Source organism: Lelliottia sp. F153 (genome assembly GCF_002870005.1).
In the GTDB taxonomy this organism is placed as follows: Bacteria; Pseudomonadota; Gammaproteobacteria; order Enterobacterales; family Enterobacteriaceae; genus Enterobacter; species Enterobacter nimipressuralis.
Genome location: NZ_PKFT01000004.1, coordinates 73,045 through 86,883 on the forward strand (window position 1 = coordinate 73,045; position 13,839 = coordinate 86,883).

Here is a 13,839-nt window from a genome sequence, read left to right on the forward strand (position 1 = left end):
GTGAGAATTACTTTCATGTTCCTCACTTTCAGTGTCGATAAATAGAATATAAGAATCTATAAACAGGCAAATCTGGAGGATAATTTGCTCCAGAACGTCCTTCTGGAGCAAATCAGTCAGGAGAATCTCTACCGTGTCAGGAACTTTTCCAGGAACTGACGGGTGCGAGGTTGTTGGGGATACGTAAACAATTCTTTTGCGGGGCCCTGTTCGACAATGCGACCCTGGTCCATGAAAATCGCCCTGTCAGCCACATCTCTGGCAAAACTCATCTCGTGGGTGACGATCACCAGCGTGCGTTTCTCCTGCGCCAGCTGGCGAATGGTGTTCAACACCTCGCCCACCAGCTCTGGATCCAGCGCAGAAGTCGGTTCATCAAAGAGGATCACGTCCGGGCGCATCGCCAGCGCACGGGCAATGGCCACACGCTGCTGCTGCCCGCCCGACAGACGGCGTGGATAACTGGTCTCCTTCCCGGAAAGCCCGACTTTCGCCAGCAGCTCCCGCCCACGGGCAATGGCCTCTTCTTTCGGTTCACCTTTTACGATGACCGGCCCCTCAATAATGTTCTCGAGTACCGTGCGATGCGGAAACAGATTAAAGCTCTGGAATACAAAGCCCACATGCTGGCGAAGACGGCGAATCAGCCCTTTTTGCTGCCCGAGAGACTTACCGGTATCGATAGTAATATCACCGACCCGAATGGTGCCCCCTTCCGGGTGCTCCAGCAAATTTATGCTGCGCAGCAGCGTGGTTTTACCCGAGCCGCTCGGCCCGATAATCGCGACCACTTCGCCCTCTTGCACCTCCAGGTCGATACCGTGTAATACGGTCTGTCCGTGAAATTTTTTGACCAGGTTTTTGACGTCGATAGCACTCATTTCGGATCTCGCTCCTGGCGGTTAAGCTGGTTTTCAAAATAGTTTTGCAGTGCGGAAAGCACCGTCGCCATGATCCAGTAAATCAGCGACGCCGCCAGATACATGGTGAAAACTTCCAGCGTGCGCGAGGTGATAAGCTGCGCCTGACGGAACAGCTCCGGCACCTGGATTGTCGCCGCAAGGGACGTGTCTTTGACCAGGCTAATAAAACTATTGCTGAGCGGGGGAAGCGCCACGCGCGCAGCCTGCGGCAGGATCGCGCGTCGCAGGGTCTGCCACGGCGTCATCCCGATACTGGCCGCCGCTTCCCATTGGCCCTTATCGATGGAGGAGATCGCCGCGCGCAGCGTTTCAGAGGTGTACGCCGCGGTATTCAGCGACAAACCAATCATCGCCGCCGGGATCGGGTCCAGCTCAATGCCGAACTGCGGCAGACCGTAGTAGATCATGAAAAGCTGGGCGATCAGCGGCGTACCGCGAAACACGGAGATGTAAAAACGCGCCAGCCAGCGTACCGGCAGGATCGACGACATGCGCATCAACGCGAGGATAAAGCCCAGCACCAGCCCAAAAAACATCCCTCCGAGACTGAGCTGCAGCGTAAACACCGCCCCTTTCAGCAGGTACGGCAATGAATCAATAACCAGTTGAATACTTTCTTGCATTATTATTTTCGACCCGTGATTCAAACGTGAGGATGATAAGCAAACAGCGCGGGCGCTCCGCCGGTATGGACAAACAGAATCGGCCCTTCATCCTTAAAGCGCTTCTGGGTAATGCCGTCGATAAGCCCGGCCATCGCTTTACCCGTGTAAACCGGATCTAACAGGATGCCTTCCAGACGCGCCAGCAGTTTTATCGCTTCCAGCCCTTCTTCGTTTGGCGTGCCATAGCCTGGCGCAAAATAGTCATCCCACAGCAAAATATCGGCTTTCGCCTGCACGTCGAGCTGCTGCGCAACCGCCTGCTGTAGGCTGACGACTTTAGGCTTCTGATCCGCGATGCTGCGGGAGACGGTCACCCCGATAAGTTCAACATCCGGCATGAGCTGCTCCAGCCCGACCGCCAGCCCGGCATGCGTCCCGGCGCTACCGGATGCCACCACCACAGAGGAGAGGCTCACCGCCCCTTCGCACTGCTGGGCAATTTCCAGCGCGCTTTCCACATAGCCCAGCGCACCCAGGGCATTAGATCCGCCGACCGGGATCACATACGGACGAAAACCCTGCGCTTCGACGCGGGTTGCCAGTTCTTCCAACTGAGCCGCCGGATCCGTTAACGCATCGCACATTTCGATCTGCACATTGAACAGATCCAGCAGCAGACGGTTGCCGTTCGTGAGATAGTTTTCCGCCCGCGTTCCGATGGGATTTTCCAGCAACGCCACGCAGTTCAGCCCCAGTTTCGCCGCCACTGCCGCCGTCTGGCGCACGTGGTTAGACTGAATGGCACCGGCGGTGATCAGTGTATCCGCTCCCTCACGCAGCGCATCCGCCGCGAGAAACTCCAGCTTACGCAGCTTGTTCCCGCCCATCGCCATAGGGGTCACGTCGTCACGTTTAATAAAGATATCGCGCCCTAAATAGTCAGAAAAACGCGGTAAGTACTCCAGTGGCGTTGGCGCGCCGATAAACTCGAGGCGCGGAAAACGCGTTAAATTTTGCAGTGACATGGATCCTCCGGTAACGCTGTTTTTGTTTATTATTTTTATTATGCACGCTGAAGTGCCAGAAATGAAAAAGGCGCTTTTAAAAGCGCCTTTTTTTTCAGGGAAAGACTTATTTGGTGACGTCTGCCCCGAACCACTTCTCGGAGAGCGCCTTGAGGCTGCCGTCTTTCTGCATCTCGGCAATAGCACCGTCGACAGCTTTCACCAGGTCCTCGTTACCTTTGCGGATCGCCACCCCGGCTTCCTGACGCGAGAACGCGTCACCGGCTACGGCCAGGGTATCGTTGGTTTTCTTCACCAGATCCAGCGCGGCCAGACGATCAACCAGAATGGCATCGATACGGCCAACGCGCAGATCCTGGTATTTGGTCGGGTCATCATCATAGGTGCGAATATCCACGCCCTGTACGTTCTGGCGCAGCCACTCTTCATAGTTGGTGCCCAGACCGACGCCCACTTTTTTGCCTTTCAGATCGGCGGCCGATTTAATTGTGCCTTCATTGCCTTTCTTCACCAGCGCCTGAATACCGGAGACGGTGTACGGCGTAGAGAAATCATATTTCTTCTTACGCTCATCAGAGATGGTGACCTGGTTGATGACCACGTCGATACGTTTAGAGTCCAGCGACGCCAGCATACCGTCCCATTTGGTCGGCTTCAGGGACGCTTTCACGCCCAGATGCTTCGCCAGCTCTTCAGCAAACTCAACTTCAAAACCGGTCAGTTTGCCATCATCACCCTGGAAGCTGAACGGCGGATACGTCCCTTCCAGTCCCACCAGCAGCGTGCCGCGCTCTTTCACTTTATTCAGCAGATTTTCAGCGGCGAACGTTTTCACGCTCATCCCTGCGACCAGCGCCACAGCCATGACGCCCATCAGTGCCTGACGACCCAGAAGTGCTAATTTCATAGTTACCCCGATATAGTGGTTTTTTGAGTAGTGTAGGGATTTCGTTTATAACGTCAAACACGAGTCCGCTACATCTTATTCAATTTTAATATATATCAGAAGTTGTCCCGGCGTAGACTTTCTGCTTAATCACACCTGGCATTTGCGCTTTATATTGCGCGTACTTACGCAGGGCGATGCGGTAGTTGTTGGTGCTGGTAGCCGGCAGCCACGGCTCCAGACTTTCATCCAGATAGCCGGTTTTCAGCAGATCGCGGGAGATGTTTTGCACCGTCAGATGCTGGCCCAGACGACGCAGACGAACAACGTATTCGCGCACGGTTCCGTGGCTCATCTCGGTTTGCTCAAACAGGAATTGTTTAAAGCCGATGATGTCAAAAAAGTCGCTTTGCTCTTTGCAATGCAGATCGCCACAGAACCGACATAGGGCTACCCACTCCTGCTGCTCTTCCTGCCACGCGGATTCATCCATCAGGGTGTCGAGGCGTGATATCGCGATCTTATTCACGATTTCGCCGCGACGTACCAGCGTGATACGGTCAAGTAACTTATTGCAATGGGCGCAATGCGTCTGACTGTGTTTAAAGTCTTTTAGGTAGCGGCTTAAAGGCCGTCTTTTAGATTGCTGCACCGTCATGATAACTCCTGGTTGTCAATACGTTGTGCGGCACTTTTCGGGCGATACATCGCCTATAACTTACCCAGTTTGGTTCGTAAGCGTTTAATGGCCTGGCTATGCAATTGGCTCACCCGAGACTCCCCTACTTCCAGAACCGCGCCGATCTCCTTCAGATTCAGCTCTTCCTGGTAATAAAGGGTTAACACCAGCTGTTCGCGTTCCGGTAAAGCTTCAATAGCTTCCATTACGCGATGGCGTAAATTACTTTCCAGTAAATGGTGTAACGGGTTTTCATTCTGATTTTCATCAGTCACCAGCTCGATGCTATCGCCATGCTCTTCACGCCACTCATCATAAGAGAAGAGCTGGCTGTTATTGGTATCAAGCAACATCTGGCGATAATCAGCCACAGCAATGCCAAGCCGCTCCGCCACTTCGGTTTCCGTCGCGTTGCGTCCCAGTTCCTGCTCAAGCTGTCCGATAGCATGTGCCACTTCGCGGGCATTGCGGCGAACACTTCGCGGCACCCAGTCACGGCTGCGCAGTTCGTCCAGCATCGCACCACGAATACGCTGTACTGCGTAAGTCGTAAATGCCGTTCCTTGCAGAGCGTCGTATCGGTCTACTGCATTCAGTAACCCGATTCCGCCCGCCTGTAGCAGGTCGTCCAGTTCCACACTCGCCGGCAATCGCACCTGGAGGCGCAATGCTTCGTGACGCACCAGCGGGACATAACGCTGCCACAGCGAGTGTTTATCCATTACACCTTCAGCGGTATAGAGTGAATTCACGATAAACAGCCCTGCGTTAATTGAGTTATCGGCATTATTATCCGATTCTGGAGGGGTTTTAATCGGATGAATAGTGGGTGAAATGAGGGGTTATTTAGACAAATGGGTTTATTCACTTTGCCGCGTCATATTCCGCTTTTGAGGCAGGCCGCGCCCTGGACGAAGGCTGGTGCAAAATATGACGCGTATAATTTAGTCAACCGTCTGATTTGTTATGCATTAATTGCTAATTCACCCAAGTTAACATTTTTTTCGTTTACATCGTCAGAACATTTAGACCGACTTATACGTTGCAGTGCCGCAATAATTCTCCCCTGCTCTTCGTCAGTGAGATCGGGGAAGATCGGCAAGCACAGGATTTTTTCCGCAATTTGATTTGCCACCGGCAATTCGTCAGGCCCTGCCGACGGTAAATGACGGTACATTGAGAAAGAACTTATTAGAGGATAAAAATAGCGTCTCGCAAAAATATCCTCTTCCTTAAGCATTTCATAGAGTTCGTCACGAGTGAGTGGAAATGCTTCTTCCACCAGCAGCGGGAAGTACGCGTAGTTCCACTCATACTCCCCGGTAAATTCATAGCAGGACAGACCGGGTGCCGATGGCAACTCACGCATATAGCGCTGATAAATTTGCTCTCTTGCCAGCAGGGCGCGGTCAATATGCTTTAACTGAAGCAGACCAAAGGCGGCATTCACTTCGCTCATTTTGGCGTTAATGCCCGGTGCAACCACTTTGGTTTCACCTGCAAACCCAAAGTTTTTAAGATAATCAATGCGTTGTTTTGTTTTCAAATCGTGGGAAATGATCGCCCCGCCTTCAAAGGTGTTAAACACTTTCGTCGCATGGAAACTCAGCACGGATAAATCGCCGTTATTCAGCACACTTCCGTCACTATTTTTAACACCAAAAGCATGCGCTGCGTCATAAATGACTCTAAGGCCATAAATATCCGCGATTTGCTGAATTTTATCGACCTCACAGGGAATACCGTAACAATGAACCGGTAAAATTGCCGTGGTCTGAGGTGTGATCAGCGCCTCTATTTTATCCGGGTCAATGTTAAATGTTAAAGGATCGATATCGGCGAAAACGGGCGTGAGCCCATTCCATAATAGTGTGTGCGACGTTGCCACGAAGGAATAGGGTGTGGTTATCACCTCGCCCGTCACGCGTAATGCCTGCAGCGCAGTCAATAAAGCCAGCGTACCATTGGAAAACAAACTGACATACTTAACGCCGAGATAACTCGCCAAGGATGTCTCCAGCTCCTGGTGGAAACTCCCTCCATTTGTGAGCGTTCTGCTGGACCACATTTTTTCCAGGTAGGGTATGAACTCCTCCAGGGGAGGCAGCAGAGGACTTGTCACAAATATTTTGTTGTTCATTTCTGGCGTCGCATATAAGTCATGAAATGAATATCTTATAAGGCAGCAACAGGAACGATCGTTTGAACACACGCCAATTTGTATTCTAATTACCCGTCCAAAAGGCCCAATAGGGTAAAAAGACTCCAAAACGCCCTGCTGTTTCCGTCATGGAGAGCGGCACAGCATCGCTAAAATGAGCAAAACTCCCAGTGCGGGAACTCATCATCGCTGACAATCCTGACTCATCTCAACATTTTGGCCTCTCAGGGAAGTACGGCCCCCGCATTAGAAACGCGCATATCTCATCGAAGAAATGATAATCACAACGAGAAATAATATGTCTCAGCATGAATTAGTCAGCATTCTTATCCCGGCTTACAAAGCCGATTTTTTCGAACAGGCTCTGCAAAGCGCCATTGAACAAGACTGGCCGAACATTGAAATTATCGTCTGTGATGACAGTGATAATGACGCTATCCGAGTGACGTGCGCGAAAGCATCGCCACTCCTAAAGAAGCCCATTATTTATCATAAAAATGCCGATCGCTTACTAGAGATGGGAAACGTTCTTCACTGCTTGAGCCATGCAAAAGGGAAATACGTCAAATTTTTGTATGACGATGATCTTATTGCTCCAAACTGTATCTCGCGCTTAGTGAAAGCACTGGAGGATAATAAGAACTGTGTATTAGCCTCTTCACGCCGTACGCGTATTGATGAGTCTGGAAATATCTTACCTGACATTGTTGCAACGGCATTCCCTTTCAGTGGTGATACGCTCCTCAACGGAAATGACCTCATCTCTTTCCTCTGCGATTACCAGGTTAATTTTATTGGTGAGCCGAGTGTTTTCCTCTGTTATCGCGACGATCTTCTGGCCTTAGGCGACCAGTTATTTAATATCGATCATGAAGAGATGCCCTATTTTGCCGATGTCGCATTGATGATCAAACTATTCCGCAAAGGCGATCTTGCCTTTATCAGCGAACCTCTTTCCTCATTTAGAATTTCGGCGGGCCAAACCAGCCAGATGGCAAAATCGCAGCAGGAACAGGTCGCCAGAACGTATTCCTTGATGCCGCAGCTCATTAAAAAACTGGGGTGGTACAAGGGGTCGAAAGAGGAGAATCAGCACGTTTCGATTGCCGCGACGTCTTCGCCTGAAGAGTGGCATCAGGTGAATCTTGTGCAGGCACTACGCCAGGCAATGCATAACAGCGCGCTGGATTACCAGAGCACACAAATTGCTCAGTGGCTTGAGAGCAGAACGTTACTTCCACAGCACAGAGAACTGGCCTCCACTTACCAGGCATCACGAGCGGTTAGCCAGTCGCTTTGTATCTTGATCCGTGACACGGGACGAGCAGATGCTCTGGATCGGACCCTGGAAAGCGTGGCAGTCTGGCAGGGTTTTGGGCTGACAGTCCACCCTGTTGTGGTCGGCAATATGGTTTCTCAAAGCCGCTTCCCGGCGACCGCCATAGACGCCACCGTGTTTAACACCGTTGCCCGTATCAATGATTATCTCGACACCAGCCCACACGACTGGGTTATGGTGCTTGACGCAGGCGAACTGCTGCTGACCAGCGGATTGTTATCCTTCGATTTGGCCCTTGAGGGGGCTTCAGGCTGTGATGCTGTTTATTGCGATGAAGTGAATTTCGACGGCAGCCGAATCACCAGTACCACCCTGCGCCCGGACTTTAACCTCGATTTGCTGCTCAGCAACCCCTCTGAAATGGCGCGCCACTGGATCTTTAAACGCACCACGCTACTCTCCCTCGGTGGCTTTAATAAGACGTACCGTCAGGCATGGCAATTTGACTATATCGTGCGCCTGATCGAGCAAAAAGGGATTCAGTTTGCAGGACATATTCCTGAACCTTTGGTCGTGGCTCATAGCCAGCTCAACGTCGCTATTGAGGAAGAAAAAAATATACTGCGTCATCATCTTATTCAACGCGGTTATTCTCAGGGGGAGGTAGAATCCCCGCGACCAGGCATTTACGCATTACGTTATCATCACGACCAGCAGCCGTTGGTGTCTATTATTATCCCGACCAAAGATCAATTACCGGTGCTGGTTCACTGCGTCACTACGCTTTTGGAAAAAACGCGATATCCGAATTATGAAGTGCTGATCGTCGATAACAACAGCGAGACGCCCGAAGCGCTGGAATGGCTCAACGGTATTTCCACTATTGATCCACAGCGTATTCGCGTTTTACGTTACCCGCATCCGTTTAACTACTCCGCAATCAATAACATGGCCGCTCGTGAGGCGCGTGGGGAGTATCTGGTATTGCTGAATAACGACACCGGGGTGATTGAGAATAACTGGCTGGATCATCTGCTCAATCATGGATTACGCCCAGAAGTGGGCATTACCGGCGCTAAATTGTTATATCCAACCGGGAATATTCAGCATGCGGGCGTGGTAATGGGGTTGCGCGGCCCGGCGGACCATCCGTTTATTGACAGCAGCAGCGAAAAATCCGGTTATATGAACCGTCTGCACTGCGATCAAAACTACAACGTGGTGACAGCCGCCTGCCTTCTGGTGCGAAAATCGGTTTACGAGCAGGTCGGTGGACTGGACGAGGATCAGTTCCGCGTCTCCTACAACGATGTTGATTTCTGTCTGAAGGTGCGTGAAGCGGGCTATCTGACCGTCTGGACACCTTATTCCATCGTGATGCATGAGGGCAGTGTCAGCCAGAAATCCGTGGACAAAGCGACTCAGGAGAAAAAGCGTCAGCGATTTACGGGTGAGCAAGATGCCATGTATCAGAAATGGCTACCGGTGATTGCCAACGATCCGGCTTACAACCCTAATTTATCCCTGAATAACACCGGTTTTCAGCTGCAGGTCGATGCGCCGGGAACCTGGAAACCCTTGCACTGGAATCCACTGCCGACACTCCTTGCGATCGCCGCCGATCGAACGCATCACCACCAGCGACACTTCCTCGATCGGCTGACGTCACTCCACGATCAAGCCATCGCCGAGACGTTGCTCCCCTTCGTTCCGCCTTCTATCGGTGAAATGGCGCGCATCTCCCCTGCAAGTCTGATCTTGCAGGAAACGATCACACCCGCAGCGCAGGAATGGCTGGCGCGCCTGCGTAAAGCGACATCTCAGTTCACCGTCTTTACGCTGGACAATTATCTGCCTGCCCTGTCGGCAAAATCCCTCCTGCGCGACACGTTGCCTGCGGAAATCACGGCGGCCCTGCAGGCAACTCTACGTCATACGGATCGCCTGATTGTCAGTTCAGCAATGCTGGCAGAAACCTGTGCATCGTGGCATCACGACGTTCGTTTCATCGAGCCTCGTGTATCGTCTGCACAGTGGGGGAATCTGGTGATTGAACGCAGATATGGTCACAAGCCACGCGTTGGCTGGGTATGCGATGGCGAAAATAGTGCGGATCTTGAAATCATTCATAAAGTCATCGTGCAATTATCCGACCGGGTGGAATGGGTTCTGATGGGATACTGCCCGCCGTCGCTGAGATCTCATGTTTCTGAATATCACGCAGCCGTGAATGTGGAACACTACCCGCAAAAGCTGGCGTCCTTGAATCTTGATCTGGTTCTTGAACCGCTTGCGGATAATCAGTACAACCGCCATCGCAGCGTCATTCGTTTGCTGGAGTTCGGCGCATGCGGTTATCCGGTCATTTGCAGTGATAATGTCAGTATGCGTAATGAGTATCTTGTCACTCGCGTGAAAAACACCACGAATGCCTGGCTTGAGGCGATCTCAGCCTACCTGGAGGACCCGCAGGCTCGCGAGAATGCCGGAGATGGGTTAAGGGATCAGGTTCAACGCAAGGGAATGTTGCGGCGAGATGATTTGGAAACGTTTGTGGGTGACTGGCTACCCTGACGCTTAAACAAAAGGCACCCTTACGGGTGCCTTTTTTGTTACTTCCGATCCCTCAACCAGGCTTCACGCCAGTCATCAAGCCCCTGACCACGCAGATACCAGTCACGATGAATAGCTTCACGCAGTGCATCCCCCTGGGAGGCCAGGTACTGCGCATCATTGATGTGCGCCCGAATCGCGCTCATCCAGTTTTTAAAGCGGTTTTCTACCAGCGTCACGGGCAGACCGCAGCGATACGGCACTAAATCAGTGGCAATAATGGGTACGCCACAGGTGCCAATCTCCAGAAGCCTCAGGTTGCTCTTACACTCATTGAAGTGGTTCACTTCAAGGGGCACCAGTGCCAAATCCAGATTCAGACTCGCCAGTTTTTCTGGATACATTTCGAATGGCACGCCTGGGTGGAACTCACAGCGGACATGTTTAGGTTTCATACCCATAAACACCCACTCCACCTCATTCTCCAGCGCTTTAATGATCGGCAACAAGATCTCCAGATCGCCCGCATGCGAACTTCCTCCCGCCCAACCTACGCGGATCTTCTTGCCAGTGCCGCGCTGACTTTGCAAATGCCCCCACTGGTCTGGCGCCAGACGGTTTTGCGCAATACGAATATCAGAGTGGAAACGGCTATACGCTTCTGCCAGCGGTTCCGTCGACACCACAACCCAGTCGGCATTGTCCATAATTTTGCGCAGGCTCTTAACCATGTGCTGCGGGAACTTGCTGTTATTGCCATTTTTCATTGGCAGGTTCAGGAGGTAATCATCATATTCAACGACGATTTTCGCACCAGAGAGACTGCGCATCTGCTGCATCACATCCGGGAAACGACTTCCCGTAGGAAGCTCGAGCAGCACCACATCCGGCTGGAGTTGCGCCACTTCCATTAGCCCAGGTACGGAATTTATCAGCCCTCCTTCGAGCAGCGTATGACGTTCCATGGCCTTGAACGGCTGTAACACGCGATGATGTCCATTGCCCTGCCAGTTAATATGATGCGCGAGCACCACAGGTAATGGACGACCCGGCAGCGGTTCGTGGAAACGTGCAGTGCTCTCACTCAGGGTGAAAGGTACTCCTGATTTTTGCAGCAGCGGATGGTACGACGGATCGGCCAGTAATCGTTGACCCCACTCCTGATTGAGCCTTGCGTAATCGCCTCCTAACGGGCGCTCCTGAACGTGGAACTTCTGGCTGAGTAAACGCGTGGCCCCACCCATATGTTTGACTCGGGCATAAGGCGTCCAGACATTAAGATATCCCAGAGACTGCGCGCGTAAACAGAGATCCACGTCCGCAAAATAGAGCGGGAATTTCTCTTCTGTGAAGCCATTGAGCGCGAAGAACACCTCTTTTCTCACCATCATGCAGGAGGCGCTCACGGCACTCAGGTTGTGCGGCGTTTTAAGGTAATTTTCATAACCAGCGCTCTCGCCTTCAGCGCCCTCAAAAACGACCCCAACCCCCTGCTGAACACCGGCGAGATACCCCCCGTGCTGTATGCGACCATCCGCATATTCCAGACGCGCACCGACCATCGCGATTTCCGGGCGCAGGGCATGTTCAACCATGGCATCCAGCCAGTCGCCATCAATAATTTCACAGTCGTTATTGAGGAAAACCAGGATCTCGCCGCGTGCATACTGCGAAGCCAGATTGTTGATTTGCGCAAAGTTAAACGGCGCATCGTGACGCAGAATCCGAACTTGATCGAGACCCAACCGTTCAAGCTGCTGGAGGAAATCGCACGCATCCGCGTCCACAGACTGATTGTCGACAATCAGCAGTTCATAATGCGCGTAGCGGGTTTTCTCCATCAGGCTTTCAATGCACCGACGCAGCAAGGCGACATGGTCGCGCGTCGGGATGATTACCGAGATCAGTGGCTTCTCCACCCACTGATAGCGAATGCGCGCAACGGAAGTCTCCCCCTCCTCAACGGTGGCTGCAATGCCCAGACGCGCAAGATGCTCTGTGACAATCTGCTTGTGCTCAGCCATGACTCCCGCAGCGTTTTGCCACGTTTTAGGCAACCGATCCGTTGAGACCAGGACTTCAGCCACCCTGTCAACTGCACCCGGTCCCGCCGCTTCAACAAAGCGCCAGACCAGATCAACCAACGCCATCTCCTGAAAACGCCCCTGAATTCCGCCCACCTGCAGCGCGGCCTCACGGTTGATAAGCCAGGTTTGCCCTGTATAAGGCGTAGCCCGCAGAAGATCGATATTGGTGCCCGGACGAAGCGTCAGGCGCGGCTCTTCATTGGGCGAGACCATCATCTCATCGCAATAAAGGGCTAACGCAGTCTGGTTTTTAACGCGATGGGCCGCAAAGTGAAGCAGCGCATCGTCAATCAGAGTAAAACCGGCGGGGATCACCAGCAGTGCGTCGGCGTCTCGCTCACTCAACAGTGAATTCAGGCCTTCCGCCTCATCAATGACATCCACACTCAAGGCCGGAAGAGATTGTGCTGACAGGGAGGCCATGGTTCGCACGCAGGCCTGTGCATCCCCATCGCGTGAAATCACCACCACGCCGAGACGTGCAGCAGCCGGAACATCACCGGATATTGCCAAAAGCGCTTCCCGGCGGGCCGGGCTGATATTCCGGTCTTCCAGCCAGCGGCTGATAGAGTATTTCAGTGACTGATGCGCGAGGTGAGCTTTTCTGTGCAAGGTCAGGGCATAAGATGATTTTTCATCTAATTCGGGTGATTTTACGGCCAGGGGCTGCGCAAAAATGCGCCCCATCACCGCTTCAACGCCCCACTTTTGCGCACATTGCGCGCGGTTGTCTCGCGCCCAGCGTGCCGCTGACGGATAGCCCGTTTGAAGCAGTGACAGCCATTCATCACTGTCCGGGCAGTTGCGCAGTGACATACCGCTAAAATGGTTATGCTCATGCGCGGCCATGTTATCTGCGTTAAGATAATCATCCACATAGCCATTTACGGCCAAGAAGAGCGGGATACCCAGTGCCAGCGTTTTGGTAGCCAAAGACTCGTTGCCAATAACCGCGTCATACTGCGATAACCACTCGGGTTCAACGAGGTTTAGCTGCTGTTTCTCATCCAGCCAGTGCAGCGTGATGCCCTTCTCCGCTGCCTTTTGCTGAAGTTCATACACCTCTGCAGTCATTTCAGGCGCCACGTACAAGGCCTGTTTTAATTCGGGCGGGCGCGTTGCGCTCGGGTAGTCAATAAAACGTACGGGAACGAGCCAGGGCATTAGCGCCAGCTGATCTTCAAGGATCCCGGTCAGTTTGAGCTGTTCGCAGGTCAATTCGGAGAGGCCCAAGGTCAGAGAGGCCAACTCATTCTCAAGCTGCACACCGTAGGGAATATAGAGATCGTTATAATCGCTGAAATGGCGGAAGACCAGCGGGCCGCTCAGACGCTGCGCCTGCAGCCCGGCCATCAGCTTCTGGCTAAAGAAGCCGCGCCAGATAATGATTCTGTCATAAGCCGGATCAATGTCACCCTCGTCTTCGGTAATGACACGAAAGCGCCCTGTCGCGTTCAGCTCATCGAGCTTGCTCTTCATTGCCTTGCCGGCGGATTGTGTGCACAGATCAATTCGAGCGCCTTGTGACAACCAGAAATCGACCAGGTCGAGAACCTCAACGGTATAGGGGGTATAAGCGTCGAATTTATCAACACTGAGTAAGTAACTTTGCATCCTGGTTCCTTTTTATGCCTGCACGTC

The 13,839-nt window shown here is 52.5% G+C and carries 9 protein-coding genes; 1 reads left to right on the forward strand and 8 read right to left on the reverse strand.

What is annotated here, in order from left to right; translation table 11 throughout:
- Window positions 1-128: 128 nt before the first annotated feature.
- From tcyN to F153LOC_RS12420, 7 genes are all read right to left on the reverse strand, one after another.
- Window positions 129-881, reverse strand: coding sequence for an L-cystine ABC transporter ATP-binding protein TcyN (gene tcyN / locus F153LOC_RS12390; protein WP_102104011.1), 753 nt, complete (start codon window positions 879-881; stop codon window positions 129-131).
- Complete coding sequence (gene tcyL / locus F153LOC_RS12395) at window positions 878-1,546, reverse strand: cystine ABC transporter permease (RefSeq protein ID WP_100779725.1); 669 nt, start codon at window positions 1,544-1,546, stop codon at window positions 878-880. Before tcyL ends, tcyN begins: the two co-directional genes overlap by 4 nt.
- Window positions 1,547-1,566: 20 nt before the next feature.
- Window positions 1,567-2,553 carry a D-cysteine desulfhydrase gene (gene dcyD / locus F153LOC_RS12400; protein ID WP_102104012.1) on the reverse strand — a complete coding sequence of 329 codons (987 nt, stop codon included), beginning with the start codon at window positions 2,551-2,553 and terminating at the stop codon, window positions 1,567-1,569.
- 106 nt (window positions 2,554-2,659) lie between these two features.
- Window positions 2,660-3,460: a cystine ABC transporter substrate-binding protein gene (gene tcyJ, locus F153LOC_RS12405; protein ID WP_100779723.1), complete on the reverse strand. Its 801-nt coding sequence runs from the start codon at window positions 3,458-3,460 to the stop codon at window positions 2,660-2,662.
- Window positions 3,461-3,545: 85 nt separating this feature from the next.
- Complete coding sequence (fliZ, locus tag F153LOC_RS12410; RefSeq protein ID WP_102104013.1) at window positions 3,546-4,097, reverse strand: flagella biosynthesis regulatory protein FliZ; 552 nt, start codon at window positions 4,095-4,097, stop codon at window positions 3,546-3,548.
- Between the two features lie 53 nt (window positions 4,098-4,150).
- Window positions 4,151-4,870, reverse strand: coding sequence for an RNA polymerase sigma factor FliA (gene fliA / locus F153LOC_RS12415; RefSeq protein WP_100779721.1), 720 nt, complete (start codon window positions 4,868-4,870; stop codon window positions 4,151-4,153).
- 212 nt (window positions 4,871-5,082) lie between these two features.
- Window positions 5,083-6,258 (reverse strand): DegT/DnrJ/EryC1/StrS aminotransferase family protein, encoded by a 1,176-nt coding sequence (locus F153LOC_RS12420; protein WP_102104014.1) that lies wholly within the window; start codon window positions 6,256-6,258, stop codon window positions 5,083-5,085.
- A 319-nt stretch (window positions 6,259-6,577) separates the two neighbouring features.
- Here F153LOC_RS12420 and F153LOC_RS12425 point away from each other — a divergent pair, with 319 nt between their 5' ends.
- Window positions 6,578-10,132 carry a glycosyltransferase gene (locus F153LOC_RS12425; RefSeq protein WP_158238452.1) on the forward strand — a complete coding sequence of 1,185 codons (3,555 nt, stop codon included), beginning with the start codon at window positions 6,578-6,580 and terminating at the stop codon, window positions 10,130-10,132.
- Between the two features lie 38 nt (window positions 10,133-10,170).
- Here the strand turns inward: F153LOC_RS12425 and F153LOC_RS12430 are convergent, their stop codons facing one another.
- Window positions 10,171-13,812 (reverse strand): glycosyltransferase, encoded by a 3,642-nt coding sequence (locus tag F153LOC_RS12430; protein WP_102104016.1) that lies wholly within the window; start codon window positions 13,810-13,812, stop codon window positions 10,171-10,173.
- Between the last annotated feature and the right edge of the window lie 27 nt (window positions 13,813-13,839).